Origin of the sequence: Hahnella aquatica (SeqCode) (assembly GCF_965194505.1) — a bacterium.
Taxonomy (GTDB): Bacteria; Pseudomonadota; Gammaproteobacteria; order Burkholderiales; family Burkholderiaceae_A; genus Hahnella; species Hahnella aquatica.
Window position 1 is genome coordinate 232,993 of the sequence record NZ_OZ239144.1, and the last position, 26,123, is coordinate 259,115.

The following is a 26,123-nucleotide window of genomic DNA, read 5'->3' on the forward strand; positions in this document are numbered from 1 at the left end:
CGCTGGCAGAATAGCCCAAGTGAGCCAACACCAGCCCCCTTGCCCTGACCATGAGACGAACCAGACGGGTGTGGTGCATGTGCAGTCCGGAGGCAGCACAGGCGTCCCTAAGCAGTTAAGCCGACCGATTGAAACCTGGGTGACCAGCGCGCAGCTGGAGGCGCAGGCCTTTGGCCTCTCGGCGCAGGACCGCTTCGCGGTCTTGGGCAGCCCAAGCCACTCGCTTTGGGGCTATGCGCATTTCCGGGCTGCGCAGCTTGCAGCCCCGTGTGTGGGCCTCTCGGCCTCCGACATTTTTGCACGGTCGGCCAGTGCCCTTCAGAAATGGAGTGCAGTGGCTCCCACAGCGCTCTACGGTGTGCCTGAACTGGTGACCACCTTCGCGCGTCAGTTGCAGCGGCATGCGCAGCCTGCTTTGAGTGTTCGGATGGTGCTGCTTGGGGGTGGCCCCGTCTCGCCCTCGTTCCCAACGAGCCTGATGCAGTCCGTCTTTCCGAATGCGAGCCTTTTGAGTTTCTACGGCACGGCAGAGACGAGTTTTATCGGGTATGCGCGGCTTGAGGCACCACCCTTCGTGCTGTTTCCATCGGTCGAGCTCGACATTCGAGGCGAGGCCGAGAGCAGTGAGATTGGAGAGATCTGGGTGCGGAGCCCCATGACCATAACGCCGCAGGAATGGGTGAGCACCGGTGATTTAGGGAGGTGGGCTGATGGTGGCCGCTTTCATCTGCTGGGCCGAGCCGCTCGGCAGTTGGTGGTCAAGGGCGAGAAGCATTTGGTTGAACCCATCGAGCAGGCTTTGATGCAACGCTTTGATCTGGCGCGCGTGGCCCTGCTGGCCAACAGCGAAGGCCGGGTGTGTTGCCTGGTGGCGCGCTGCAGCGGTGAGGCTGGGGCAGGTGGGTCCGTACCAGTGCTTGGACCCTCGCCTGAGCAGGTCAACGCAGCATGTCGTGATCATGATCCAAGCTTTCCGGGCGTGCGACGGGTGATTACGCTCCCGGCAAAGGAATGGCCCATCACGCCTGCTGGCAAGACCAATTTTGTAGCACTGCGAGAGATCCTCGAGGGCGCAAACACGTGAATCGGGTGTTCATGGTCGCGGCCCGTCGAACGAGCATCTCCCCTAAAGGAGGCGCATTGGCTCATGCCACGTTCCACGAACTGGCGGCAATAGCGGTAACGGCTGTGATGGCGGATGCAAATGTTTCGGCAGAACAAATCGATGGTTTGTTTCTGGGCAATGCCTTGGCTGCTGGTGGCAACCCCGCTCGGGTGGCAGCGCTTGCCTCAGGCCTCCCTTGCCAGTTGCCGGCCTGGAGCATTGACACCCAATGCTGCAGTGGGCTTGATGCCATCGCCATGGCAGTGGACCGCATTCGGGCGGGTAATGCCCATGTACTGCTCGCAGGTGGGGCGGAGAGTGCAAGCCAGGCGCCGCAACGGGGCAAACGTACTCATGGCGAAGCAGGGCCAAGCCGAGAAACAGGACGCGACTTTCAGACAGTAGAGGCCGCATCGGCGACCGCTGTACCCGGAGACTTTTCCTGGGCTCCCTATGACGAGGCGGACTTCACGCCTTGGCCAGACCAAGAACCCAGCATGGTGCAGGCTGCCAGAGCACTGAGCGATCAACTCGGAGACCTAAACGCAGAATATGCATGGGCGGTGCGGTCGCATGAAAGGGCTCGCAATGCCTCTCATCCTGAGCGAATCGCAGGTCACGCTGCGGCGGATCAAGCGTCCCAGGCTGTTCCCAAGGCAACCCAAGATACCTACACGCGTGCACTCACAGCGCAGGCATGCCAGCGGGCTGCGAGTCACCCCATTCACAACCCCACCACCATGGCCCCGCTGGCTGATGGTGCCGCAATGGTGCTTCTCATGTCCGAGCAAGCCCTGAAGGAGTGGTTAGAAGGAGGGGAGCGTGACGGGATATCCTCGACCAGCAATCTCGATTCCGGTTTGGGCGGGAAACACAAGGCTGCCTCAGCGAATCGCCGAAGCCTTGCGGTGTGTGAGGTGATTTCGTGTTGCCAAGTGGGAGCCGACCCCATCGCACCGGGGCTCTCCACGGCCGCACTGAGGAACTGGCTTGACCGGCTTCGCGCCGACCACGGGGAACCCGCTTGCCTGGAACTCATGGAGTCCTTCGCGGCTCAGGCGATTCTGAACATCAAAGCCCTGGCGCTGGACTCAGGTCGTGTGAACGTGGAGGGCGGCCTGCTGGCCATGGGGCACCCCATTGGCGCCAGTGGGGCTGTACTGGTCGCCCGACTGCACCACCAGCTTCGTGCAGGGGAGTGGGGTGCGGCTCTTATTCCTGCCGCGGGCGGCCTTGCAAGCGGGATTGCCTTGCGGCGGTTCGGCGGGCGCTGAGCGCTCTGGCCATGTGATCCGCTTGGCGCAGGCCTGCTCGCAAGCTGGGAGCAATAAGCCTCAGCCCAGGTCTTTGGACGCCACGCACCTGATAGGCCTGACGCAACTGCTGCCAAGTGCCGCGCTGCAGGCTGGCCATCCGAATCAAGAGGCCCATGCCCAAGGCCAGGCGCTCCGAAGACAAGCCCAGCCCATTCAGAGGCCTCAGCAGGGGCTCTATCGCGGCCAAAAGTGCCTGCAGCGGCGTGGTGATCGTCACCAACTCCGCGAGCAAGACCAGGGTGGCGAGCTTTAGTATGGCCACGGCAATGCTGGCGAACAACTCGTTGTTGAGGTTGCCTTGAACGCTCGCAATCAAGACCTGCGCCCCGGCGATAAAGACCACCAACCAGGTAAGCGCCTTCACGCTTTGCCCGAGTCGCCGCAGGCCCATTCCGCCCAGGCTTCCATAAAGGGCTATTACGCCGAGCAAGGCTGTGCTTGCAACAGGCCAACTGGAGATGGGCAGCATTGCTACGGAGACCAAAGCCAAAGCCAGCAGCTTTTGGCCTGCGGACTGGGCGTGTAACCAAGTGTTTTGGCTGATGTAAAGGGTGAGCATCTTTTGAAAAAGGGGTGCGGTCTTACGCCCCGCCAGAATTTGCGTAGGCCTTCACGACAGCGTCCGCCGGGCCTTGCATCTGCACGGCGCCATCCTCCAACCAAACGACTTCCTCGAACCCGTGCAGAAGTTCCAGTCGGTGTGTGGCAATGATGATGCGTTGGGGCAGGCTGAGTAGGGTGTTCATCAACTGGGCCGTGAGTCGATGGTCGAGCCCCACACAGGGCTCATCGAGCAGCAGCACCTCGGGCTCGTCCATGAGCACGGCAAGCAGGCAGACCAACTGCTTCTGGCCTTCAGAGAGTTCGTGGGTGGCGAGGCCAAGCAGATGCTCGGCCCCATGCGCCTGGGCCAAGGCTCGGGCGCGGCTTTCTGGGCTAGCATTGCTGCTCGTCTTCCCCTGCTGGTTTGCTCCAAAGCAGAGTTCCTCCATCACAGTGGGGAACAGCAGCTGATGGTCTGGGTTCTGGAACAAGAAGCCGGGCTGCCCCTCCAACTCCACCTCCCCAACGGTGGGCTTGATGAGCCCTTGCAGAGCCATCAAAAGGCTGCTTTTCCCAGCGCCATTGGGGCCTACGAGGCCGAGCCGGTGAGCCTTGCTCTGAAGATTCAGGGCCTCGAAAACCAGCCGATCTTCCCGCGTCAGGCGCAGATTTGTGATGCGCATGGCCGGTATACTACGTGGCTTGAACGCTTTCCCCAGCCAGCCGGAGTGGTGGAATTGGTAGACGCACCGGACTCAAAATCCGGCGCCAGAGATGGTGTGCGGGTTCGAGTCCCGCCTCCGGCACCACGCGAATACGATTAACTTCATGAGCCGTTTCTCCCATGTGCCCTACGCCACCGACTACATGGCCATCGCTGTGGAGCTGGTGCGGAATCACTTTGAGGGCCACTTGGCTGGTCGAAGGATCCTTGACATACCCGCTGGCAATGGTTGGGTCTCAGATGAATTATCCCGGGGTTCGGCCGAGGCGGTCTCGGCAGACATCAACGAGGAGCGACCAGATTACGCTCAGGTTGATATGGAGAGAACGCTCCCATTCTCAGATGGAGAGTTCGACGCCGTCGTCTCGTTGGAGGGAATTGAACATGTTTTGAACCCAGAGGCCCTGTTCGCCGAGTTCGCTCGGATTTTGAAACCGGGCGGCATGCTGGTTCTATCCACCCCAAACGTACAAAATTTTTACTCTCGTTGGCAGTTTTTCTGTACGGGATATTTGTTCCAGTTTGATCCATTCAACAAGGTCACTCGCGGCCCACAGGAGCGTCTAGATCGGGGGCATGTCTCCCCGGTAACTCTGGGGCAACTTCTTTATTGGACTGAGCAACACGGCATGCGGGTCGCGCAAGTGACGGGTGGCCGGATGAAAAAGCTCCTTTACCTCCCACTTTTCCTGCCTTTCATACTCCTTGGGTTTTACTGGGCTTGGTCGGACTGGAAGAAGACCTCAGGAGAGGAGCGGACGAAATCGATGCTTTCGCACTACTTTGGTCTGAGAACGTTACTCTCAAGGAGCTTGGTGTTTGCTGCGGTTAAGCCAGCGCAAGAGGGTTCTGGATAAACGAGGGCGGCCGAGAGGAGTTGGCTAGGCAGCGCTTGAAATCGCTGGCCGTCTGGAGCGCCTCCGCTATCGCCAGATCCATGTCTATGTAGCGATAAGTTCCGAGGCGACCCACGAAGGTCACTTTCTCTTCGCTATTCGCCAGAGCGACATATTGCTCTAACAAGGCTTTGTCTCGCACGAGTCGAACGGGGTAGTAGGGGGTATCTCCAGCTTTGCATTCTCGGCTGTACTCTTTGAAAACAACAGTCTTGGCATGCTCCTCATGCGGCGCGAAGTGCTTGTGCTCGGTAATCCGAGTCCAAGGGACGCTCTGGTCACAGTAGTTGACAACGGCGTTTCCTTGAAAGTCACCGTCATGAACCTCTCGTTCGAAGTCGAGCGTCCTGTAACGAAGTCGCCCCAGTTCAAAATCAAACCAAGCGTCGATCGGCCCAGAGTAGAAAACATGATCGAAACCAGGCGCCTCACCTCTTGAGAAGGGCTGATTCAGGTGCACGCTGATGTTTGGGTGATCCAGCAGCTTTTCCACAAGGGCTGTATACCCCTCGGACGGGACGCCCTGGAATTTCTTGTTGTAGTAGTTGTCGTCATAGTTGAACCGGACAGGCAGTCTTTTCAGAATGCTAGCGGGTAACTCCTTGGGGTCCATTCCCCATTGCTTGACTGTGTAGTTTAGGAAAAAGGCCTCATAAAGATCTCTGCCTAGAAAGCGTAATGCTTGGTCTTCAAAGGTTTTAGGATCGACGATGGTCTTGTCTCCAAGGGCATCGATGAACTGTTTTGCCTCAGTTGGATTCAGGGTCCTTCCAAAGAATTGATTAATGGTGAGGAGGTTGATCGGTAGGCTGAAAACGCGCCCACCAGTTATGGCCTTTACCCGATTGGTGAATGGGACAAAATTAGCAAGCCGATTGACGTAATTCCAGACCAATTCGTTGTTCGTATTGAAAATATGGGGCCCATATTCATGAATCAAAACATTGGTTTCTGCGTCTCGGCTTGTATGACAATTCCCAGCCACATGAGATCGCGCTTCGAAAATCTCGCACCGAAGCCCCGCTCGGGCAAGCTCATTTCCAATGACAGCGCCGGATAGGCCCGCCCCTACGATTGCGATTGCCATCTCATCTCCTGGGCGCGGCTGATTGCATCAACTTAAAGCGTGCTCGATGCGGTGTTCTGCAACTTTTTGAAAAAATACCCAATCGTCTTTTCCAACCCCGCCTCCAAATCCACCTTCGGTGACCAACCCAGGGCCTCGTTGGCAAGCGAGATGTCTGGTCGGCGCTGCTTGGGGTCGTCCTGGGGAAGGGGCAGGAACACGAGTTTGCTTTTGCTCTTGGTAAGCCGAATCACGGCTTCGGCCAGCTCCAGCATGGTGAATTCGCCGGGATTGCCGATGTTCACCGGCCCCGTTACATCGCTACCAGTGCCCATCATGCGGAGCATGGCCTCCACCAGGTCGTCCACAAAACAGAAACTGCGGGTCTGCTGGCCATCGCCATATATGGTGATGTCCTGACCCTTGAGGGCCTGCACGATGAAGTTGCTCACCACGCGGCCGTCGTTGGGGTGCATGCGCGGCCCATAGGTGTTGAAAATCCGCACCACCTTGATCTGCAGCTGGTGCTGGCGCCAGTAGTCAAAGAAAAGCGTTTCGGCGCAGCGCTTGCCCTCGTCATAACAACTGCGAATACCCACGGGGTTCACCTTGCCCCAGTAGCCCTCGGGCTGAGGGTGCACCTCTGGGTCTCCGTAAACCTCGCTAGTGCTCGCCTGCAGAATCTTGGCCCGAACGCGCTTGGCCAGCCCCAGCATGTTGATGGCCCCATGCACGCTGGTTTTGGTGGTCTGAACGGGGTCGTGCTGGTAGTGCACGGGTGAGGCCGGGCAGGCGAGGTTGTAGATCTCATCCACCTCTACATAGAGCGGGAATGTTACGTCGTGGCGCATCAGCTCAAAGCGGGGGTGGCTCATCAGGTGGGAGACGTTCTCTTTGCTGCCCGTGAAGAAATTATCTACACAGAGTACATCGTGGCCGGCCTCAATCAGCCGGTCACAGAGGTGTGAGCCCAAGAAACCGGCGCCGCCGGTGACAAGAATCTTTTTTTGCATGGTGCGATCATACCGATGGTTTGCGCCCATCGAGCGCGTTGTTTAAAGGCTTAAACATGATCAAACCCGTCATCCTCTGTGGGGGCTCCGGCACCCGGCTGTGGCCGCTCTCGCGCAAGAGCTTCCCCAAGCAGTTTGTGCCCCTCCTGGGTGAGCGGAGCTTGCTCGAACTTACGCTGGCCCGGTTGGCGCCGCTCGCCGAAGGCGCTGAATTCCTCTGTGTGGCAGCCGATGAGCACCGCTTCCTGGTGGCCGAGGCCCTCCGAGCGCAGGCTGCCTCGGCTGAAGTCATCCTGGAGCCCGCGGCTCGGAACACTGCCGCCGCCATGGCGCTGGCCTGCCTGCGCGCCCAGTCTTCAGACTGCTTGCTGTTCTCGCCCTCGGACCATCACATCCCAGATGCCGAGGCCTTTCGAGAAGTGGTGACTGCCGCCCAAGTGCATGTGGCTGCCGGTGAGATCGTGCTTTTTGGAATTGCCCCCACCCATGCGGCCACGGGCTATGGGTATCTGAAGGCGTCTGCGAAGGGTGCTTTGCCACTTTCTATTGAGCGGTTCATCGAGAAGCCAGAGAAGGCTCTGGCGGAGCAGATGGTGACGGCAGGCGGGCACTACTGGAACGCGGGCATTTTTTTCGCCCGGGCCGATGTCATGCTCACCGCCCTGCGCGCGCATGCGCCGGACATTCTCGAGGGTTGTGAAGCTGCCGCAGCGCAAGGGCGCGAAGAAACTTTCGATGGTGTTCGTTTCTTTCGGCCTGCGGCATCTTTCGCGCAGGTGCGCTCCGAGAGCATCGATTACGCCGTGATGGAAAAAGCCGAAGGCTTGAAGCTCGTGCCATTTGAGGCCGGCTGGAGTGATGTGGGCAGTTGGTCTGCGGTGGCCTCGCTCACCCCCAGCGACAATCATGGCAATCAGTTTGTGGGCTCGGTGGTCTCGGTGGACGCCACGGGCAGTTTTGTACACAGCCCAGACACACCGGTGGCCGTCATTGGTGTGGAGAACCTCGCGGTCGTGGTCACGCCGGATGCCATTCTGGTGGCGTCCAAAGACCGGGCAGAGGATGTAAAGAAAGTGGTGGCGAAACTTGATGCGGCCGGAGACGCTGTTGCGGTGAGCCACCGCAAAGTGGCGCGGCCCTGGGGCTGGTACGACTCGGTCGACCGAGGGGATCGCTTCCAGGTCAAGCGCATTGCTGTGAAGCCGGGTGCGAGCATTAGTTTGCAGAAGCACCACCATCGGGCAGAGCACTGGATTGTGGTGAAGGGCACCGCAGAGGTGACCTGCGATGGCAAGACCTTCTTACTCGCCGAGAACCAGAGTACCTACATTCCGATTGGTGCTGTGCACCGCCTGGCCAATCCTGGTCGAACAGACCTTGAAATTGTGGAGGTGCAGAGCGGCGGCTACCTGGGAGAAGACGACATCGTTCGGTACGAGGATGTCTATGGGCGCAGCAATGCGTCGCTTGCGCCGGCCAAATGAACGTTCTGCTCACGGGTGGGGCTGGTTACATTGGCAGCCATATGGCAGTGGCCCTGGCGCAGGCGGGGCACCGGCCTGTCGTGCTCGAAAACTTCTGCAACAGCAAGCCAAGTGTCATGGCTCGGGTCGCTGCCCTGAGCGGCCAAGCGGTTCCGCTGGTGCAGGCCGATGTGCGAGACACCTCTGCCGTGGTTCGTGCGATCACCGAGCACCGCATCGAGGCCGTGGTGCACTTTGCGGCCTTGAAGGCCGTTGGGGAGTCGGTGGCCAAGCCGATGCTCTACTTTGACAACAACATCGGCGGTCTGCTGTCGCTGGTGCGGGCTATGCAATCCACGGGCTGTCGTCAGATGGTTTTCTCGAGCAGTGCGGTGGTCTATGGGGACCCAGCCCGGGTGCCCATCTCCGAAGAGGATCCTGTCGGCTACACCAATGCCTACGCGCAGACCAAACTGGTCGGCGAACAATGCCTGCAGACCTTGAGCCAGTCCGATCCCAGTTGGCGGGTGGCGGTGCTTCGTTATTTCAACCCGGTGGGCGCGCACCCGTCTGGCCAGATTGGTGAAGACCCCTCAGGCATCCCGAACAACCTGGTGCCTTACATTGCCCAGGTGGCTGTGGGCCGGCGCGACCGACTGCAGGTGTTTGGGTCCGACTACGCCACGCCAGATGGCACCGGCGTTCGAGATTACATCCACATTCAAGATTTGGTGGCAGGGCACTTGGCGTCGTTGCGGGTGTTGGGGGAGCAGGGCTCGCACCTCGTGAATCTTGGCACCGGCCGCGGCTATAGCGTGATGGAGGTGATCGACGCCTACGCCAGGGCCAGTGGCCGGCCGATTCCCTACGAGGTGGCGCCGCGCCGCCCGGGCGATGTCGCCACCGTATTCACCGACCCAACTCGAGCCCAAGCCCTGCTTGGCTGGCAGGCGCAGTTTGGTTTGGATGACATGTGCCGCAGCAGTTGGCACTGGCAGCAGCAGAACCCGAACGGCTACCCGTAGTAACTTCGGTACCGCGCCAAAAACCTCCCAATGCCTTCTCGCAACGGTGTGTAGGGGGCAAAGCCAGTGAGTACCTTTAGGGCGTCCGTGTTGGCATCGGTGGTGGGCCGGTGGTCGAGCGCCTGGATCAATCCCAGTCGTAATCGCTGGGTTTCACCGGTTGCCTCCCTTCAGGCGCATTCTTCAGCAGAAGCATGTCGCCGGTGATCAGCGTCGCGTGTTTTTCGCAGTCCAGTAGGGCCCAGAGGTGGGTGTCATTTGGATCGGGTGCCTCATGGTTCAGGCCTGCGGGTTCTCGCCAGATGGCGTTGGCCGTGATGTCGGTGAGGAGGCTGTCGATCTGATCAACCGATAGGCCATGCGCAATCTGTATCTTCGGTCGAGTCAAGACGGCTTGATATTCGGCGAGAAGCGCTGGGGACAGTAGAAATTGAAGTCGGCCATCGAGCATCGAATCCAGCAGGCGGGCCGTGGGACTGTCTCTCTGGCTGGTCAGGAGCGCAGCCACCACAACATTTGTGTCGACGATGACCAGCCGCGGCATCAGCCGGCCCGATGCGCGCGTGTCTCCGTTGTCGAGAGATCCAGAGCCTCTGCCTCGGTCAATTTTGATTGGGCTCGGGCCTGCGCGACCAACTCTCTGGCGTGTGAGACAGGCTTGATGCCTCTCAGGATGAGCCCCTCTTCGATGATTTTCCCAATAGGGCGGCCTTGACGAACGGACGCCTCTTTCAGCGCCTGGTGGATCGCGTCATCGAGAGAGATGGTCAGCCGGCTCATGCGGAGCTCCTTTGGAAGGGAAACCGATTAGGACGTGAGATTAACACCAACTCACCAAAGCACCAACTCGTCATCCTATCAATTTCAACGGCAGGTTGGGCTCAGCTCGCTGCGCCGACAACTCCCACCTGAACTGCTCTGCGCGGGCTCCGCCACCCTGCAGTGGCAGCTACCCGTAGTAGCCCCGGTACCACGCCACAAACCTCCCAATCCCCTCCCGCAGCGGCGTGTAGGGTGCAAATCCAGTGAGTGCTTTTAGGGCGTCCGTATTGGCATAGGTGGCAGGCACATCCCCCGGCTGCATGGGCATGAGCTTTTGTTTGGCCTTCATGCCCAGGGCATCCTCAATGGCCGCAATGAACTCGGTGAGCGGCTCGGGGTGGTGGTTGCCAATGTTGAGCACCCGATGGGCGGCCATCTGCTCGAAGGCGAAATCCTGCCCGGCTGAATCCGTGGTGGTGGGCGGGTGATCGAGCGCCTGGATCACGCCTTCGACGATGTCGTCTACATAGGTGAAATCACGCTGCATCTGGCCGTGGTTGTAGACCTCGATGGTCTCGCCCGCCAAGATGGCCCGCACAAACTTGAAGGCCGCCATGTCCGGCCGGCCCCAGGGGCCGTAGACCGTGAAGAATCGCAGGCCGGTCATGGGAATGCCAAAGAGATGGCTGTAAGTGTGGCCCATGAGTTCGTTGGCCTTCTTCGTGGCCGCGTAGAGCGAGACGGGGTGGTCCACCGGCTGGGACTCCGAAAACGGCAGCGCTTTGTTGCCCCCGTAAACGCTTGAGGAACTCGCATAGACCAGGTGGGGGCCGCTGCCATGGTCTCCCTTGCCTAGGCCCAGCGTCTCTCGTTGCGCCCGCACGCCCTCCAGAATGTTCAGAAAGCCCGTGATGTTGCTGTCGATATAGGCATGGGGGTGGGTGAGGGAGTAGCGCACCCCGGCCTGGGCTGCAAGGTGCACCACTCCATCGAAAGGGTGGGAATCAAATAGCGCTCGCATAGCAGCCTGGTCTTCGAGGCTGGCCTTCACGAAGGTGAAGCGCTGCGCGCCCGGCCCTTCCTGAATGCGCGAAAGGCGAGCCTCTTTGAGCGTGGGGTCGTAGTAGTCGTTGAGGTCGTCGAGCCCCACCACGGCATCGCCTCTGGCCAGGAGCCGCTCGCTCACGAAGTGGCCGATAAAGCCGGCTGCGCCGGTGACGAGTATTTTTTTCAAAAGGATCAGACGTTTAGTGAGTCCAAACCCAACCAATCCCTCGGCTTGATCACTTCATAAAGCTTGGCCTCGGGGCTGCCCGGCTCGGGGTGCCAGTCGTAGCGCCATTTCACGATCGGCGGCATGCTCATCAGAATGCTCTCGGCCCGCCCGCCACTCTGCAGCCCAAAGTGGGTGCCGCGGTCGTAGACCAGGTTGAACTCGACATAGCGGCCGCGCCGGTAGGCCTGGAAATCCCGCTCGCGCTCGCCGAACGGCGTATTGCGCCGCCGCACCACAATGGGCAGGTAGGCATCTACCACGGCATTGCCCACGGCCTGGGTCATGGCAAAGCTCTGCTCAAAGCCGAGTTCCGCAAAGTCGTCAAAGAAGACGCCACCCACCCCCCGGGCCTCGCCACGGTGCTTCAAATAAAAGTACTCATCGCACCACTTCTTGAAGCGTGGGTAGAGCGCATCGCCAAAGGGTGCGAGCGCCTGCTGGCAGGTGCGATGGAAGTGCTCAGCATCTTCCTCGGATGGGTAGTAGGGGGTGAGGTCCATCCCGCCGCCAAACCACCAGATGTCCTCCTCGCCCGCCTTCACCGCCTTGGCCACGAGCACGCGCACGTTGGCATGCACGGTGGGCACATAGGGATTACGCGGGTGAAAGACCAGTGACACGCCAATCGCCTCAAAGCCTCGGCCAGAGAGCTCGGGCCGCGCCGCGGTGGCCGAGGGGGGAAGACGGTCCCCGCGCACATGGGAGAAGCCCACGCCGGCGCGCTCCATCAGGCCACCCTCTTCAATCATGCGTGAGCGGCCATCACCCCGCAGCGGTGAACTTTCTTCCTTGGTCCAGGCGTCTTCTATGAAGGGCTGGCCGTCCGCATCACCCACCGCAGCGGTGATGCGGTCTTGCAGCCCCATGAAGTAATCGCGCAGGCGTTGAATGTCGATGGCCATAAAATCTCCAGCGAAAAGTTTTTAGACCTAGCGGCCGATCTAGTGGCTGATCTTGCGACCGATGGCCTCGTAGACAAGCCCATACTGAGCGAGCATGGTCGGGTCGTAGAGGTTGCGGCCATCGAACACGCGTTTGGATTTGAGCTCCTGCGCCATCACATCGAAGCTTGGGCTGCGGAACTCTTTCCACTCCGTGACGATCACGAGCGCATCGGCACCCTTCAACGCCTCGTTGGCGCGGGCGGCGTAATCGATTCGGCTGCCAAGCACACGCTTGGCTTCGTCCACGGCCACTGGGTCGTAGGCGCAGACGGTGGCGCCTCGCGCAAGCAGAGCCTCGATGATCACGCGGCTGGGCGCCTCGCGCATGTCATCGGTGTTGGGCTTAAAGGCCAGGCCCCATAGGGCAAACCGCTTGCCGCCCAAATTCTCGCCAAAGGTCTTCACAATCTTGTTCACAAGCACGGACTTCTGGTCTTCGTTGGCCGCTTCCACAGCACCGAGCACCTGCAGGCCGTGACCATGCTCTGCCGCGGTTTTGATGAGGGCTTTGACGTCCTTCGGAAAGCAGGAGCCGCCATAGCCACAGCCCGCGTAGAGGAAGTCGTAACCAATGCGGGAGTCTGATCCAATGCCCATGCGCACATGCTCGATGTCTGCGCCGAGCGTCTCGGCGAGGTTCGCGAGCTCGTTCATGAATGAGATGCGCGTGGCGAGCATGGCGTTGGCGGCGTACTTGGTGAGCTCTGCCGAGCGCACGTCCATCACCATGATCTTGTCGTGGTTGCGCTGGAAGGGCGCGTAGAGCTGGCGCATGACTTCGATGGCGCGCGGGGCATCTGCACCGACCACAATGCGGTCCGGCCGCTGAAAGTCTTCGACAGCCGCCCCCTCTTTCAAGAACTCGGGGTTGGAGGCGACATAAAACGGCGTGTTTGCCGCCGCACCCCCGCGCTCGGCCAGTGTGCTGGCAATCGTGGCGCGAACCTTGTCCGCTGTGCCGACAGGCACGGTGCTCTTGTCGACCACAATCTTTTCACTGGTCATGTGCAGGCCGATGTTGCGGGCCGCCGCAAGCACGTATTGAAGGTCTGCGGAGCCGTCTTCATCGGGCGGGGTGCCCACCGCGATGAACTGCACCAGGCCATGGGCGACGGCCTCTTCTACATTCGTGGTGAACCGCAGGCGGCCGGCGGCGGCATTCTTGCGCACCATCTCCAGCAGGCCGGGTTCATGGATGGGGATGTCGCCCTCGTTGAGGATCTTGATCTTCTCTGCATCGACGTCCAAGCAGAGCACGTCGTTGCCTGTGTCGGCCAGGCAGGCGCCCGTCACCAGGCCCACGTAGCCTGTTCCCACGATTGAAATCTTCATGAGCCCGATTCTAATCGAGGGTTGTTGCGGGATCGGGGTCGGGTTCCCGACGTGCTCTGGGCGTTCCGCCCCGCCGCCCTTCGTGCCAAAATCACTGTATGCCTCATAGCTTTGTTCACCTGCGCATGCATTCGGAGTATTCGGTCGTCGACGGCATCTGCCGCCTGGACGACGCCGTGGCTGCCGCGGCAGCGGACGGCCAGCAGGCTCTGGGCCTCACAGACCTGGGCAATACCTTCGGTTTCATCAAGTTCTATGGCGCTGCCCGGGCCAAGGGCGTGAAGCCCTTGCTGGGGGCGGACCTCTACGTCACGAACCCGCTGGACCGAGACGCTCCTTACCGTGTGCTGCTGCTGGTGCAGAACGACCAAGGCTATAAGAATCTCTGCACCTTGATCAGCCGAGCCTGGCTCACGAATTCCTACAAAGACCGGGGCGAGGTCAGGTTCGAATGGTTCTCGGAGCCCGCCCAGCCGGCCGGTGCCACTCCGGGCACTCTGGCCTCCGGCAACCCCGCCCCAGCCCCCCTCCACCACGGCCTCATCTGCCTCTCCGGTGGTCCGGCCGGTGAAGTGGGCCAAGCGCTGCTGCGCGGTGGTGAGCAGGCACTTGCTTTGGCTCAGGATGCCGCCCAGCGCTACCACGCCGTATTCGCAGACCGCTTCTACCTTGAGGTTCAGCGCGCCGGCACCCCGGAGGACGACCGCCTGGTGAGCCAGACCGCGGGCCTGGCCGCCAGCCTGGGCATTCCGTTGGTGGCCACTCACCCTATTCAGTTTGTAAAGCCCACAGACTTCCGCTCCCACGAGGCCAAGGTGTGCATTGCGGAGGGCGAGACCCTTGCCAACGCCCGCCGCAACCGCCGCTTCACGCCCGAGCAGTTCCTCAAAACCCAGGCTGAGATGGCCGACTTGTTCTCGGACCTGCCCTCGGCCATCGAGAACACGGCCCGCATTGCCGCGCGCTGCAGCCTCACGCTTCAACTGGGCAAGCCTCAGCTCCCAGACTTCCCCACCCCGAATGGCGAGAGCCTAGAAGACTATTTGCGCAGCCAGAGCGCCCTGGGGCTCGAGCGCCGCCTCGAAGAGCGCTACCCAGACCCCGAGATCCGCGCCGCGCAGCAAGCCACCTACGAGGCCCGCCTCGCACTGGAGTGCGACACCATCATTCAGATGGGCTTCCCGGGCTACTTCTTGATCGTGGCGGACTTCATCAACTGGGCCAAGAACAACGGCGTGCCTGTGGGCCCGGGCCGCGGCTCGGGCGCAGGCTCGCTCGTGGCCTATTGCCTGGGCATCACAGACTTAGACCCACTTCCGTATGCTCTACTCTTCGAGCGCTTCTTGAACCCCGAGCGGGTCTCCATGCCGGACTTCGACATCGACTTCTGCCAAGAGAAGCGCCAGCGGGTGATCGACTACGTGCGCGAGCGCTACGGCAAGGAGGCCGTGAGCCAGATCGTGACCTTCGGCACCATGGCCTCGCGGGCCGTGATTCGGGATGCCGGCCGGGTGTTGGACCTCCCCTACAACTTTTGCGACCAACTCTCCAAGCTCATCCCCGTGGTGCAGAACAAGCCGCTCTCACTCAAAGAGGCCATGGAGAAGGAGCCCATCCTCGCCGAGCGCGCCCAGAAGGAAGACGAGGTGCGCGAACTGCTTGCGGTGGCCTCCCCGCTGGAAGACTTGGTGCGCAACGTGGGCATGCACGCCGGGGGCGTGCTGATTGCGCCCGGCCAGCTCACAGACTTCTGCCCGCTCTACCAGGCGCCCGGCTCCAAGGGCGATGAGGGCGTGGTGAGCATGTACGACAAGGATGACGTCGAGGCCGCGGGCCTGGTGAAGTTTGACTTCCTGGGCTTGAAGAACTTGACGGTCATTCAGATGGCCGTGGACACCATCAACGCCGCCCGTAATAAAGCCGGCGAAGCGCCGCTCAAGCTGCAAGACTTGAACAGCTTTGATGACCCTGCCGCCTACCAGGTGCTCAAAGATGCCAACACCACGGGCATCTTCCAGGTGGAATCTGCGGGCATGCGGCGCTACCTGTTGAAGCTGCAGCCCGATCAGTTCGAGGACATCATCGCCATGTTGGCCCTCTACCGCCCGGGTCCGCTCAACTCCGGCATGGTGGACGACTTCATCGTTCGCAAGCGTGGCCAGCAGAAGATTGATTACTTCCACTCAGACCTGCAGGAGTGCCTGGCCCCCACCTATGGGGTGATCGTCTACCAAGAACAGGTCATGCAGATTGCGCAGATCATCGCGGGCTACTCGCTGGGCGGTGCGGACCTCCTGCGCCGGGCCATGGGCAAGAAGAAGCCCGAGGAAATGGCCCAGCAGCGCAGCATCTTTTTGGAGGGCGCGCGTGCGAAGGGCCACAGCGAGCCGCTTGCCATCCAACTCTTTGACCTCATGGAGAAGTTTGCCGAGTACGGCTTTAACAAGAGCCACACGGCGGCCTACGCCGTCATCACCTACCAAACGGCCTGGTTGAAAGCCCATTACCCGGCCGAGTTCATGGCCGCCACCCTGAGTGCGGACTTGGATGACACCGACAAGGTGGCCTTTCTCGTGCAGGACGCCAAGGCCAATGGCATTTCAGTGTTGCCGCCCGACATCAATGCCTCGGGTTACCGGTTCGAGCCGGAGGGTGCGGCCGCGCAGACCACCCGCTCCGCGAAGGCGGACCAGCCACAGGCCTCTCAATCCGCCCAGGCCATTCGGTATGGCTTGGGCGCCATTCGAGGGGTGGGCGAGGCTGCTGTGATGAACATTCTGGCCTCGCGGGCCGAGGGCGGCGCATCCCAAGACTCACCTTACAAAGACCTCTTTGACTTCGTGCGCCGAGTGGACCGCCGCATTGTGAACAAGCGAGCCATGGAAGCCCTGGTGAAGGCCGGTGCTTTCGATGGCCTGCACCCGCAGGGCAGGGTGGGCCGCGCCCAACTGGTGGCGGCCATTGGGCTGGCTGTGCAGGCGGCGGATGATGCCGAGGCGCATGCCGACCAGGCAGGCCTCTTTGGTGAGGTGGGCGCAGACGCCGAGGGTGCGCTGGAACTGCCCCCCGCCGCGCCGTATTCGGAGCGCCAGGCGCTGCTCGAGGAGAAGTTGGCCTTGGGTTATTGCTTCTCGGGCAGCCTATTCGATGACGTGGCCCAGGAGGTTCGACGGTTTGCACCCACGGTCTTGGCTGCCGCCATGCCCAGCCGCGAGCCCGTGTGGCTCGCTGGCGTAGTGGTGGACAGCCGCGCCCAGATGACCCGCCGCGGCATGATGCGTGTGGTGGAACTCGATGACGGCTCGGGCCGCATGGAGGTCACCGTTTTCAATGAACTCTATGAATCTCGCCGCTCGGTGCTGAAGGTGGATGAGCCGTTAATCGTGAGCGCCAAGGTGGACCACGACGAATACTCCGGAAGCCTGCGGGGCAGCGCCGTGGAGATTCTCACGCTGGCCGAGGCGCGGCTTCGCTACGCCAAGGGGGTGCGGCTGACCATTGCAGCAAATAGCAGTGCAGAGGTGCCGGCCCTCATTGCTCGGCTGCAGGCGGGGCTGGGTGATGGCGGGGGGCAGGGGCATACCGCCGCCTCCCCGAAGGCGGCCTCCAATACGAATCCTCCGGCCGGCTGCCCCATCTACCTGAGCGTTCAGATGGCCGGCCAGCGCTGCGAGGTGCGCCTGGGCGATGCCTGGCGGCTGAACCCAGAGCCCCAAGGGTTGGAGCGGCTGCGCAGCCAACTTGAGAATGCAGATTTGGAGGTGATGTATGGAAACTAATTTTTGGTATGTGGCCCAGACCAAGCCCCGGCAGGAGGATATTGCGCTGGTGAACCTGGAGCGCCAGGGTTTTGTGGTGAACCTACCCAGAATTCCGCGCATCAAGCCTTCACCTCGGCTGCCGGACACCGAAGTACTATTCCCCGGCTATATTTTCTTTGCACCCCATGCCGTCACCCAGTCCATCTCGCCCGTTCGCAGCACCACCGGGGTGTCTCGCCTGGTGAAGTTTGGCCAAGAGGCCGCCACGCTCTCGGCGAATGTGTTGGACCAGATTTTGTCCTTCATTGATGACCGCCGCGCAGCGCCCGGAGGCCTGGCAGCCCATGTGAACCGTCTGAAGAATGGCGCAACCGTTCAAATCACCCAGGGGCCTTTTGCGGGGCTCGAGGGGCTGGTGTCTTGCGTGGCCACAGACCGGGTGATGGTGTTGCTCGAAATTATGGGCAAGACCCAAAACTTGGCCTTCGAGCCTAAGTTGGTGGAGGCGGTCTAAGTGGGCCTAGGGGGCTTCGGTGCCTTCGGTGGCTTGGGCCCTACGAGCAACCCTTTCGGGCCGGTTTATTGCTGCGTTGCCTATAATCTCTGAATGAATCCGCAGTCTGACTCGAAGGCAGTGGCGGCCCCGCAGGATAAGCCCTCTGTGGGCCTCTTGACCGTCCATTTGTTGGGCCTGCCGCGCACAGCGAAGCAGGCGCTTGCAGTGCTACTAGACATTGCACTTTGTGTGCTGGCCCTCTGGGCTGCCTTCGCACTTCGGCTGGAAACCCTCTTCCCCCCCGCGCAGGCCATGCCCTTAGCGGCGGCGATTGGCGTGGCTGTGGCCATTCCTATTTTTGTGCTTTTGGGTTTGTACCGGGCGGTGTTTCGTTACTCGGGTGCCCGGGCACTCATCAGTATCACCAAGGCGGTGGCCGCCTTCGGCCTGCTCTTTTTCTTAGTGTTCACGGTGGTGGGCTTACAGGGTGTGCCGAGGTCTGTTGGCATTCTGCAACCCATCATTTTCCTTCTGTTGGTGGGCGCAAGCCGCTGGTTGGTTCGGCTCTGGCTTGGTGGGCGCATTGCCCAGTCGCCCGACAAGTCTGAATGGCCCAATGTGCTCATTTATGGCGCGGGTGAGGCTGGCCGGCAGTTGGCTGCGGGCCTCGCCAACGCCCGCGGTTGGAACCTAGTGGGGTTTCTGGACGGCGACCGAAACCTCTGGGGTGGCAGCATTGACGGCCACCGAGTGTACGACCCGGCTACGGTTCGGGCGGTGGTGGAGCGAAAGTCGGTGAGTGAGCTTTGGCTGGCCATGCCGGCCATGACCGCTGCCCGCCGCAGAGAGCTCATTGAATCCATTCGCAGCATTCCGGTGCATGTGCGCAGCCTCCCCACCATCACAGATTTGGCCAGCGGCCGGGTGAAGTTGAGCGATATCCAGGAACTGGATGTGAACGACCTGTTGGGCCGAGACCCTGTGGAGCCCCATGGTTTGCTGTTGAACCGCAGCGTGCGCGGCAAGACTGTTTTGGTCACGGGAGCCGGCGGGAGCATTGGTTCAGAGTTGTGCAGGCAGATTGTGGCGCTGGAACCCGCCCGACTAATTCTGGTGGATAACTCCGAGCACGCTTTGTATTCCATTCACCGAGAGTTGCTTGGAACCCTGCAGCGCAAGCAGCGATCTGAGGACGTGGACGTGGACGTTGACCTGGACGTTGCGTTTGCTGACAAGCTCATCCCCATACTTGCCTCTGTAACGGACGAAAACGCGATGGGCAAGGTCTTCGGCCATTTCAGCCCCCAAACGGTCTTTCATGCGGCGGCCTATAAGCATGTGCCCATGGTGGAGCGGAACATCGCCGCTGCCGTTTGGAACAACGCTTGGGGTACTAATGTTTGTGCGCAGCAGGCCTTGGCCTTCGGCACCGAGACCTTTATGTTGGTAAGCACCGACAAAGCCGTTCGCCCAACGAATGTCATGGGTGCCACCAAGCGGGTGGCTGAACTCGTCGTTCAAGCCATGGCAGCCAGTTTGAATCGCTCAAGCCGCTCTTTTGCGGCAGTGCGGTTTGGCAATGTGCTGGGGTCCTCCGGTTCTGTGGTGCCGCTGTTTCGAGAGCAGATTGCCAATGGCGGGCCCGTTACCCTTACGCACGCAGAGGTCACCCGATATTTCATGACCATTCCCGAGGCCGCGCAGTTGGTGCTGCAGGCCGCCGGAATGGCCAAGGGGGGTGAGGTGTTCGTATTGGACATGGGCAAGCCGGTAAAGATCTACGATTTGGCCCGCCGAATGATTGAGTTTTCGGGGCAAACGGTTCGGGACGAATTGAACCCTCGGGGTACTGTTGAGATTCGTGTGACGGGGCTGCGCCCCGGCGAGAAGTTGTATGAGGAGTTGTTGATTGGCGGTGACCCGGAGGCCACGGCGCATCCCAAGATATTGAAGGCTCGGGAGAACTCGATGAAACGGGATGCGCTGGAGGCGAAGCTATTGGTGCTTCAGGGCCTGATAGAGAGCAATCACTCGGTGGGCATTCGCCAACTATTGGCTCAATTGGTGCCTGAATATTCCCCCGCGAATGACACCGTGGATTGGGGCGCCGGGGGAACGACTCCCGCACCGGTAACGAGGCGCGAATTCGGGTCATCACTTCCTGGGTAGTCGACTCCGTTTAGACGCTATACTCGTTCAAACCTGAACACTGCGATCCTCTCGAACAAAAGTTGGGTGGTAAGTGTCCGGAAAGGGTCCTGCTCTCGCGGGAACCAAATTGCCCCAGGAATTCGAGTCGCAGAGCCCGAAAGCCTCGGCGGTAGCGTGTCAAAAGTATGCCAAAACCGTCAAAGCTCCCATGATTCGCTCTAATGCAATCAGCGAAGACACTCGATTTAGAGTGCTTCGGCTGCTCGAAGAAAATCCGCATGCCTCTCAGCGGGAGATCGCCGCCTCGCTCGGGTTGAGCTTGGGCGGGGTGAATTACTGCCTGAAGGCTTTGGTTGGCAAAGGGCTTCTGAAGATCGACAACTTCCGCCAAAGCGGAAACAAGCTTGGGTACCTTTACTTGCTCACCACCGCGGGGATCGCAGAAAAGTCACACCTTACTGAGAGATTTTTGCGAAGAAAAATGGCTGAGTACGAGGCGTTGCGTGAAGAGATTGAGGCCGTAAGGTCAAGCATTAAGAGTGCAAACAACCCAAACACTTAAGATTTACGTTGCTGGCCACAGGGGAATGGTGGGCTCTGCCATTGTTCGGCAGCTGCTTGCGCAAGGGTACCCGCCCGAAAGAGTAATCACCCGCAGTCGAGCGGAGCTAGACCTTACGAACCAGGCGGACACCAACCATTTTTTTGAATCCGAGAGACCAGAACAGGTTTATCTGGCTGCCGCCAAGGTGGGCGGCATTCATGCCAACAACACCTACCCGGCCGACTTCATCTACAGCAACCTAATGGTTCAGTCCAATGTGATTGAAGCCGCCTTTAAGAATGGCGTGAAGAACTTGTTGTTTCTTGGATCGAGCTGCATCTACCCGCGCCTAGCCCCCCAGCCCATGGCGGAAGACGTACTTTTAAGCGGCCCACTTGAGCCCACTAACGAGCCATACGCCATTGCAAAAATAGCCGGCATTAAGCTGTGTGAGAGTTACAACCGCCAGTATGGACAGAGCCATGGCGTCGATTACCGCAGTGTGATGCCCACCAACTTGTATGGCCCGGGTGACAACTATCACCCGGAGGATTCGCATGTGATCCCGGGGCTTATCCGCCGCTTTCATGAAGCAAAACACAAGGACTTGCCGAAGATTGCCATATGGGGCAGCGGCACCCCCAGGCGGGAGTTTCTATTTGTGGATGACATGGCGGCCGCCTGCGTGCATGTCATGAACCTACCGAAGACCGTCTATGCCCAGCACACCCGACCGATGCTGAGTCACATTAATGTTGGGTCTGGGGTGGATATCAGCATCAAAGAACTGGCCGAGTTGATCGCCCGCGTTGTGGGTTACCAGGGTGAAATCACCTTAGATGCCACTAAACCGGATGGTGCCCCAAAAAAACTGATGGATAGCTCAAAAATCAACGCTTTGGGATGGCGGCCAAAGATCAGCTTCGAAGAGGGCCTCAAAGCCGCCTACGCAGACTTCTTACAAAACGAAGCTTTAAGCGCCGCGACGCTTAACCAATGACCCAACCCAAAGTTGCCCTCATCACCGGCATCACCGGCCAAGACGGCTCGTACCTCGCCGAGCTGCTGCTCGAAAAAGGCTACATCGTGCACGGCATCAAGCGCCGGGCGAGCCTTTTTAACACCCAGCGCGTCGACCACCTCTACCAAGACCCACACATTCAAAACGCCAACTTCAGCCTGCACTACGGCGACCTTTCCGACACCAGCAACCTGGTGCGCATTGTGCAAGAAACCCAGCCCGACGAGATCTACAACCTGGGCGCGCAAAGCCACGTTGCCGTGAGCTTCGAGAGCCCGGAATACACCGCCGACGTAGACGCCCTGGGCACCCTGCGCCTGCTCGAGGCCATTCGCATTCTGGGCCTGCAGCACAAAACCCGGTTCTATCAGGCCAGCACTAGCGAGCTCTACGGCCTGGTGCAAGAAACCCCCCAAAAAGAAACCACGCCCTTCTACCCCCGCAGCCCCTATGCCGTGGCCAAGCTCTACGCCTACTGGATCGTGGTGAACTACCGCGAGGCCCACGGCATGTATGCCTGTAATGGCATTTTGTTCAACCACGAAAGCCCCCGCCGCGGCGAAACCTTCGTTACTCGCAAGATTACTCGGGGGATAGCTAACTTAGCCCAGGGGCTAGAGGACTGCCTGTACATGGGCAACCTAGATGCCCTGCGCGACTGGGGTCATGCCAAAGACTATGTGCGGATGCAGTGGCTGATGCTGCAGCAAGACCAGGCCGAAGACTATGTGATAGCTACCGGCCAACAGTTCAGTGTGCGACGGTTTTTGACCTGGAGTGCTGAGGCGCTGGGCATTACGCTGCGGTTTGAAGGGCAGGGCATTCATGAGGTTGCGGTGGTGGAAAAGATCACCGGTAGCCAGGCCCCCGCCTTGCAGCCCGGGCAGACCTTGGTGCGCATCGACCCGCGTTACTTCCGCCCCACGGAGGTCGACACTCTGCTCGGCGACCCCACAAAAGCCCAGCAAAAGCTGGGCTGGGTCCCCGAGATAACCGCGCACCAGATGTGCCAAGAAATGGTGGCCTCTGACCTCCAAGAGGCCAAACGCCATGCGCTGCTGAAGGCCAATGGGTATCAGGTACAGGTGACTATCGAGTGATGGTTACAGAGACCATCAATCGCGGCTGCTTCCCCAGCAATAAAGTAAACCGTCACCGAAGATAATGAACTTTAGCGATCGCACCATTGCCGTTATTGGGCTGGGCTATGTGGGCTTACCGCTTGCTGTGGAGTTTGGCAAGAAGCGCCCAGTAATTGGCTTTGACATTAAGGCCGATCGCATAGAGGAGCTGCAGGCGCGGCATGACCATACGCTTGAGGTGTCGCAAGAGGAACTGCGTGAGGCAAAGCACCTAACCTATTCAGCGGACGCGTCTTTGCTACGGGGCCCCGCAGGAGCCGAGGCAGACAACGCAGACCAGCCCATGATCTTCATTGTTACTGTGCCCACCCCGGTAGACAAGGCCAACCGCCCAGACCTAACCCCGCTCACGAGGGCCAGCGAGACTGTGGGAGGGGTGCTGAAGCCCGGTGATGTCGTGATTTACGAGTCTACGGTCTACCCGGGGTGCACCGAGGAAGTCTGCGTACCCATCCTAGAGCGCGACTCCGGCTTAAAGTACCTAACAGCAGACGATACCGCCGCTGTGGCCGCCGGCTTCTACTGCGGCTACTCCCCCGAACGCATGAACCCCGGCGATAAAACCCACCGCCTGACAGACATTAAAAAACTTACCAGCGGGTCGACACCGGAAGTTGCGCGCGCCGTAGACAACCTCTACCAAGAAATCATCACCGCCGGAACCCACCTGGCAAGCAGCATCAAAGTGGCCGAGGCGGCAAAGGTGATCGAAAACGCCCAACGCGACCTTAACATCGCGTTTGTGAATGAGCTTAGCGTCATCTTTAACCGCATGGGCATTGACACTACGGAAGTCCTCACCGCTGCCTCCACCAAGTGGAATTTTTTGCCCTTCAAGCCAGGGCTGGTTGGTGGCCACTGCATCGGTGTAGACCCCTACTATTTAACCCACAAGGCCCAGGAATTGGGCTACCGACCGCAGGTGCTCCTCTCCGGCCGGGCCATTAACGACAACATGGGGCGCTATGCTGCGCGGAATGTAATACGCCTTATGCTTAAAAACGGCATCAACGTAGCCAGTGCCACCGTAGGTGTGCTGGGCATCACCTTCAAAGAAAACTGTCCCGATGTGCGTAACAGTAAGGTGAAAGACATCGTTAATGAGCTACAAGATTGGGGGCTCACCGTCAGGGTCATGGACCCATGGGCCAACGCGCGAGAGGTGCAGCAAGAATGTGGCTTTCAACTCACGTCCATCACGATGCAGACCCAGGTTGATTCACTGATTATCGCTGTCGCGCACACCCAGTTCGCGCAAATGACCCCGGACGAACTCAGGAAGCTCTGTGTAGCGAACAGCAAGCCTGTGATTGCGGATTTAAAGGCATTGCATGATCGTGGGGAGTTAGAGGCACAGGGATTTGAGGTGTTTCGGCTTTAGTTCTTTGGCAATGACAATAAAAAGATTGGCAGCGAACTGCCTTAGACGAAACGAGTTACTACCCAACTTGGCTTCAGGCTGGTATGGCGGATTGCCACATTCCCACCTTGCTCGCTCGCATTAGCAGCGATAGATGATCACCCGCTCAATAAAACGTCTCTGGGTGCACCTTGCGCCTCGCCGAAAGAAGCAACTCGCCATGCTCTTGGTAATGATGGTGACCACCTCTTTAACCGAGGTTATAACTATTAGCGCAGTCCTTCCGTTCCTCGGTGCACTAATGTCACCAGAAAAGATTTTTACAAGTAGTCATATGCAACCGTTAGTAAAAATACTTCAAATTTCTGAACCTAATCAATTGATATTACCCTTAACTCTACTCTTTATTGCTGGGGTGCTAGTCGCAGCTGGAATGCGTCTAGCTCTTGTCTGGGCTCAGATACGTCTTAGTAATGCTATTGGTGCAGATCTCAGTATTCAAATGTACGAAAAAACTCTATTTCAGCCGTATTCGGTCCATGTTTCAAGAAACAGTAGCCAAGTGATAGCGGGAATCTCAGGTAAAGCAAATTCAGTTGTGACAAGCGCTATTCTGCCCCTTCTGACAGCGCTAAGCTCGGGCCTAATGCTTGTGGTGATAGTCGCTACCTTAGTTGTTATTGATCCACCAGTGGCTATTGTGATCTTTGGTAGTTTCGGTATGGTCTACGTTTTGATTATGGCGTCACTTCGTAAGCAGCTCTTGAGTAACAGTCAGCGTATTAGTCATAGCTCCGACCAAGTGATTAAGGCGTTGCAAGAGGGACTGGGCGGGATTAGAGACGTATTAATTGACAGTACGCAGGCCGTGTATTGCAAGATCTACCGGCAGGCAGATCTATCACTTCGACGAGCAAGGGCTAATAACCAAATCATCGGTGCGTCGCCGAGGTTTGTTATTGAAGCTTTAGGTATTTCGTTAATTGCAGCTCTCGCGTACATGCTTGCGAGCGGTGAAGGTGGTGGTGCTGCCGCCATCCCCTTGCTCGGCACCCTGGCAATCGGCGCACAGCGTTTGCTCCCAGTTATGCAGCAACTTTATGGCAGTTGGTCAGCCTTCCGCGGAGATCAAGCGTCGTTACTCGATGTTTTACAACTGATCGAGCAGCCGCTTCCTGCCCATAGTAGAGACCTTACCTCCCAATCCATTCCTTTCGAAAATACCATAAATTTAGTGAATGTCTATTTTAGCTATACAAAACAAAGTCCATGGGCGCTTCGAGACATAAACCTGAAAATAGTAAAAGGTTCTCGAATCGGTATTGTGGGGACAACCGGAAGTGGTAAGAGTACGCTGTTAGATATTATCATGGCGCTGTTGCAGCCTTCCGAGGGCGTCTTACTAATTGATGAGACCCCAATTAACGAAAAAAATTTTAAAGGTTGGCAATCGCACATCGCTCATGTTCCGCAATCAATTTTTCTGGCAGATGCGACTATTTCTGAAAACATTGCTTTGGGCGTACCGCCCGAGCTGATTGATTATAAGCGTGTTGAAAAGGCAGCTAAGCAAGCCGAAATTGCAGCAACTATTGAGTCTTTGGAAAAAGGCTACAACACAATTGTTGGTGAGCGCGGGGTAAGACTTTCGGGCGGTGAGCGCCAACGCATAGGAATTGCCAGGGCGCTATATAAGCAAGCAGACGTAATTGTATTTGACGAGGCGACCAGTGCTCTTGATAATGAGACAGAGACGGCTGTGATGGCCTCGGTCAACAGCATTACAGATCGTAGCGTAACCCTTTTTCTCGTTGCGCACCGGCTAAGTAGCTTGCAAGGTTGCGATCTAATTTACAAGATTGAGGGTGGTAGTATTTTGAATCACGTTTAGTAAGCGAGAATTTTCTGAATAATCTTATTATCAATATGTAGACAAATACCAAATCCCAACTTTTAAGCTTGCAGTTTCTTCGGTTGGTTGTTTCTTGGGAGGTATTTTCTTAACCTCGGTTTATAGGGCCTGTGGTAGCCACAATGGGGCGGTATCACTTGAAACTGATTGGATATTAAAGTTAAAACGCAGTAAGTATTTATATGAAAATCAAAAATTTTTATTCCAGATTAGTCTTTGAATTTAGCCGGCTTTGATTTAATCTCATCTCATTGATTTTGTTGTTGTTTTG

General features: G+C 58.8%; 22 protein-coding genes and 1 tRNA gene. 14 read left to right on the forward strand and 9 right to left on the reverse strand.

All coding sequences use genetic code 11. The features are described 5' to 3' along the window. The first annotated feature begins 19 nt into the window (after window positions 1-19). Both AC8GDA_RS01215 and AC8GDA_RS01220 read left to right on the forward strand, forming a co-directional pair. Window positions 20-1,084, forward strand: a complete 1,065-nt coding sequence (locus tag AC8GDA_RS01215; RefSeq protein WP_506556506.1) for an AMP-binding protein — start codon at window positions 20-22, stop codon at window positions 1,082-1,084. A 56-nt stretch (window positions 1,085-1,140) separates the two neighbouring features. Then, window positions 1,141-2,379 carry a thiolase family protein gene (locus AC8GDA_RS01220; RefSeq protein WP_506556507.1) on the forward strand — a complete coding sequence of 413 codons (1,239 nt, stop codon included), beginning with the start codon at window positions 1,141-1,143 and terminating at the stop codon, window positions 2,377-2,379. On the opposite strand, the gene AC8GDA_RS01225 is transcribed toward AC8GDA_RS01220, so the two are convergent. Further along, window positions 2,318-2,980, reverse strand: coding sequence for an energy-coupling factor transporter transmembrane component T family protein (locus tag AC8GDA_RS01225; RefSeq protein WP_506556508.1), 663 nt, complete (start codon window positions 2,978-2,980; stop codon window positions 2,318-2,320). The two genes, AC8GDA_RS01220 and AC8GDA_RS01225, sit on opposite strands and share 62 nt — an antisense overlap. 22 nt (window positions 2,981-3,002) lie before the next feature. Beyond that, complete coding sequence (locus AC8GDA_RS01230; protein WP_506556509.1) at window positions 3,003-3,647, reverse strand: energy-coupling factor ABC transporter ATP-binding protein; 645 nt, start codon at window positions 3,645-3,647, stop codon at window positions 3,003-3,005. Between the two features lie 39 nt (window positions 3,648-3,686). Here AC8GDA_RS01230 and AC8GDA_RS01235 point away from each other — a divergent pair. Both AC8GDA_RS01235 and AC8GDA_RS01240 read left to right on the forward strand, forming a co-directional pair. Further along, window positions 3,687-3,773 (forward strand) — tRNA-Leu (locus AC8GDA_RS01235). Window positions 3,774-3,792: 19 nt separating this feature from the next. Next, the gene (locus AC8GDA_RS01240) at window positions 3,793-4,545 is read left to right on the forward strand and encodes a class I SAM-dependent methyltransferase (RefSeq protein ID WP_506556510.1); all 753 of its coding nucleotides are present in this window, start codon (window positions 3,793-3,795) and stop codon (window positions 4,543-4,545) included. On the opposite strand, the gene glf is transcribed toward AC8GDA_RS01240, so the two are convergent. Further along, entirely contained in the window at window positions 4,517-5,671 is a 1,155-nt protein-coding gene (gene glf, locus AC8GDA_RS01245; protein WP_506556511.1) for a UDP-galactopyranose mutase, read from the reverse strand. The two genes, AC8GDA_RS01240 and glf, sit on opposite strands and share 29 nt — an antisense overlap. A 32-nt stretch (window positions 5,672-5,703) precedes the next feature. Then, on the reverse strand, window positions 5,704-6,663 hold the full coding sequence (locus AC8GDA_RS01250; protein ID WP_506556512.1) for a UDP-glucuronic acid decarboxylase family protein: 960 nt from the start codon (window positions 6,661-6,663) through the stop codon (window positions 5,704-5,706). A 56-nt stretch (window positions 6,664-6,719) separates the two neighbouring features. Between AC8GDA_RS01250 and AC8GDA_RS01255 the strand changes: the two genes are divergently transcribed. After that, on the forward strand, window positions 6,720-8,147 hold the full coding sequence (locus tag AC8GDA_RS01255) for a mannose-1-phosphate guanylyltransferase/mannose-6-phosphate isomerase (RefSeq protein ID WP_506556513.1): 1,428 nt from the start codon (window positions 6,720-6,722) through the stop codon (window positions 8,145-8,147). Continuing rightward, window positions 8,144-9,151, forward strand: coding sequence for a UDP-glucose 4-epimerase GalE (gene galE / locus AC8GDA_RS01260; RefSeq protein WP_506556514.1), 1,008 nt, complete (start codon window positions 8,144-8,146; stop codon window positions 9,149-9,151). Before AC8GDA_RS01255 ends, galE begins: the two co-directional genes overlap by 4 nt. Window positions 9,152-9,278: 127 nt before the next feature. Here galE and AC8GDA_RS01265 read toward each other — a convergent pair whose 3' ends face one another. The 5 genes from AC8GDA_RS01265 to AC8GDA_RS01285 all read right to left on the reverse strand — a co-directional run bounded on the left by AC8GDA_RS01265 (window position 9,279) and on the right by AC8GDA_RS01285 (window position 13,465). Beyond that, complete coding sequence (locus tag AC8GDA_RS01265) at window positions 9,279-9,695, reverse strand: putative toxin-antitoxin system toxin component, PIN family (RefSeq protein ID WP_506556515.1); 417 nt, start codon at window positions 9,693-9,695, stop codon at window positions 9,279-9,281. After that, the gene (locus tag AC8GDA_RS01270; RefSeq protein ID WP_506556516.1) at window positions 9,695-9,931 is read right to left on the reverse strand and encodes a CopG family transcriptional regulator; all 237 of its coding nucleotides are present in this window, start codon (window positions 9,929-9,931) and stop codon (window positions 9,695-9,697) included. Before AC8GDA_RS01270 ends, AC8GDA_RS01265 begins: the two co-directional genes overlap by 1 nt. Window positions 9,932-10,100: 169 nt before the next feature. Next, window positions 10,101-11,147, reverse strand: a complete 1,047-nt coding sequence (locus tag AC8GDA_RS01275; protein WP_506556517.1) for an NAD-dependent epimerase — start codon at window positions 11,145-11,147, stop codon at window positions 10,101-10,103. A gap of 5 nt (window positions 11,148-11,152) precedes the next feature. After that, complete coding sequence (gene hemF, locus AC8GDA_RS01280; RefSeq protein ID WP_506556518.1) at window positions 11,153-12,091, reverse strand: oxygen-dependent coproporphyrinogen oxidase; 939 nt, start codon at window positions 12,089-12,091, stop codon at window positions 11,153-11,155. Between the two features lie 39 nt (window positions 12,092-12,130). Beyond that, a complete protein-coding gene (locus tag AC8GDA_RS01285) occupies window positions 12,131-13,465 on the reverse strand; it encodes a UDP-glucose dehydrogenase family protein (RefSeq protein WP_506556519.1) in 1,335 nt (444 codons plus the stop codon). A 98-nt stretch (window positions 13,466-13,563) separates the two neighbouring features. Between AC8GDA_RS01285 and dnaE the strand changes: the two genes are divergently transcribed. From dnaE to AC8GDA_RS01325, 8 genes are all read left to right on the forward strand, one after another. Then, window positions 13,564-17,244 carry a DNA polymerase III subunit alpha gene (gene dnaE, locus AC8GDA_RS01290; RefSeq protein WP_506556520.1) on the forward strand — a complete coding sequence of 1,227 codons (3,681 nt, stop codon included), beginning with the start codon at window positions 13,564-13,566 and terminating at the stop codon, window positions 17,242-17,244. Then, the gene (gene nusG / locus AC8GDA_RS01295; protein ID WP_506556521.1) at window positions 17,234-17,740 is read left to right on the forward strand and encodes a transcription termination/antitermination protein NusG; all 507 of its coding nucleotides are present in this window, start codon (window positions 17,234-17,236) and stop codon (window positions 17,738-17,740) included. The genes dnaE and nusG overlap by 11 nt, the downstream gene beginning before the upstream one ends. Window positions 17,741-17,833: 93 nt before the next feature. After that, window positions 17,834-19,891: a polysaccharide biosynthesis protein gene (locus tag AC8GDA_RS01300; RefSeq protein WP_506556522.1), complete on the forward strand. Its 2,058-nt coding sequence runs from the start codon at window positions 17,834-17,836 to the stop codon at window positions 19,889-19,891. Window positions 19,892-20,081: 190 nt separating this feature from the next. Then, window positions 20,082-20,435, forward strand: coding sequence for a MarR family EPS-associated transcriptional regulator (locus AC8GDA_RS01305; protein ID WP_506556523.1), 354 nt, complete (start codon window positions 20,082-20,084; stop codon window positions 20,433-20,435). 25 nt (window positions 20,436-20,460) lie between these two features. Further along, window positions 20,461-21,417 carry a GDP-L-fucose synthase family protein gene (locus AC8GDA_RS01310; protein WP_506556524.1) on the forward strand — a complete coding sequence of 319 codons (957 nt, stop codon included), beginning with the start codon at window positions 20,461-20,463 and terminating at the stop codon, window positions 21,415-21,417. After that, complete coding sequence (gene gmd / locus AC8GDA_RS01315) at window positions 21,414-22,538, forward strand: GDP-mannose 4,6-dehydratase (protein ID WP_506556525.1); 1,125 nt, start codon at window positions 21,414-21,416, stop codon at window positions 22,536-22,538. Before AC8GDA_RS01310 ends, gmd begins: the two co-directional genes overlap by 4 nt. Window positions 22,539-22,602: 64 nt before the next feature. Continuing rightward, window positions 22,603-23,961 carry a nucleotide sugar dehydrogenase gene (locus AC8GDA_RS01320; protein ID WP_506556526.1) on the forward strand — a complete coding sequence of 453 codons (1,359 nt, stop codon included), beginning with the start codon at window positions 22,603-22,605 and terminating at the stop codon, window positions 23,959-23,961. Between the two features lie 133 nt (window positions 23,962-24,094). Beyond that, entirely contained in the window at window positions 24,095-25,831 is a 1,737-nt protein-coding gene (locus tag AC8GDA_RS01325) for an ABC transporter ATP-binding protein (RefSeq protein ID WP_506556527.1), read from the forward strand. Window positions 25,832-26,123 lie beyond the last annotated feature (292 nt).

What these genes read in the sequence shown, in the direction of transcription:
- AC8GDA_RS01225 (WP_506556508.1), bottom strand. Translation starts at nt 2,980, where the DNA reads ATGCTCACCCTTTACATCAGCCAAAACACTTGGTTACACGCCCAGTCC.
- AC8GDA_RS01230 (WP_506556509.1), bottom strand. Translation starts at nt 3,647, where the DNA reads ATGCGCATCACAAATCTGCGCCTGACGCGGGAAGATCGGCTGGTTTTC.
- AC8GDA_RS01240 (WP_506556510.1), top strand. Translation starts at nt 3,793, where the DNA reads ATGAGCCGTTTCTCCCATGTGCCCTACGCCACCGACTACATGGCCATC.
- glf (WP_506556511.1), bottom strand. Translation starts at nt 5,671, where the DNA reads ATGGCAATCGCAATCGTAGGGGCGGGCCTATCCGGCGCTGTCATTGGA.
- AC8GDA_RS01250 (WP_506556512.1), bottom strand. Translation starts at nt 6,663, where the DNA reads ATGCAAAAAAAGATTCTTGTCACCGGCGGCGCCGGTTTCTTGGGCTCA.
- AC8GDA_RS01255 (WP_506556513.1), top strand. Translation starts at nt 6,720, where the DNA reads ATGATCAAACCCGTCATCCTCTGTGGGGGCTCCGGCACCCGGCTGTGG.
- galE (WP_506556514.1), top strand. Translation starts at nt 8,144, where the DNA reads ATGAACGTTCTGCTCACGGGTGGGGCTGGTTACATTGGCAGCCATATG.
- AC8GDA_RS01265 (WP_506556515.1), bottom strand. Translation starts at nt 9,695, where the DNA reads ATGCCGCGGCTGGTCATCGTCGACACAAATGTTGTGGTGGCTGCGCTC.
- AC8GDA_RS01270 (WP_506556516.1), bottom strand. Translation starts at nt 9,931, where the DNA reads ATGAGCCGGCTGACCATCTCTCTCGATGACGCGATCCACCAGGCGCTG.
- hemF (WP_506556518.1), bottom strand. Translation starts at nt 12,091, where the DNA reads ATGGCCATCGACATTCAACGCCTGCGCGATTACTTCATGGGGCTGCAA.
- AC8GDA_RS01285 (WP_506556519.1), bottom strand. Translation starts at nt 13,465, where the DNA reads ATGAAGATTTCAATCGTGGGAACAGGCTACGTGGGCCTGGTGACGGGC.
- dnaE (WP_506556520.1), top strand. Translation starts at nt 13,564, where the DNA reads ATGCCTCATAGCTTTGTTCACCTGCGCATGCATTCGGAGTATTCGGTC.
- nusG (WP_506556521.1), top strand. Translation starts at nt 17,234, where the DNA reads ATGGAAACTAATTTTTGGTATGTGGCCCAGACCAAGCCCCGGCAGGAG.
- AC8GDA_RS01300 (WP_506556522.1), top strand. Translation starts at nt 17,834, where the DNA reads ATGAATCCGCAGTCTGACTCGAAGGCAGTGGCGGCCCCGCAGGATAAG.
- AC8GDA_RS01305 (WP_506556523.1), top strand. Translation starts at nt 20,082, where the DNA reads ATGATTCGCTCTAATGCAATCAGCGAAGACACTCGATTTAGAGTGCTT.
- AC8GDA_RS01310 (WP_506556524.1), top strand. Translation starts at nt 20,461, where the DNA reads ATGGTGGGCTCTGCCATTGTTCGGCAGCTGCTTGCGCAAGGGTACCCG.
- gmd (WP_506556525.1), top strand. Translation starts at nt 21,414, where the DNA reads ATGACCCAACCCAAAGTTGCCCTCATCACCGGCATCACCGGCCAAGAC.
- AC8GDA_RS01320 (WP_506556526.1), top strand. Translation starts at nt 22,603, where the DNA reads ATGAACTTTAGCGATCGCACCATTGCCGTTATTGGGCTGGGCTATGTG.
- AC8GDA_RS01325 (WP_506556527.1), top strand. Translation starts at nt 24,095, where the DNA reads ATGATCACCCGCTCAATAAAACGTCTCTGGGTGCACCTTGCGCCTCGC.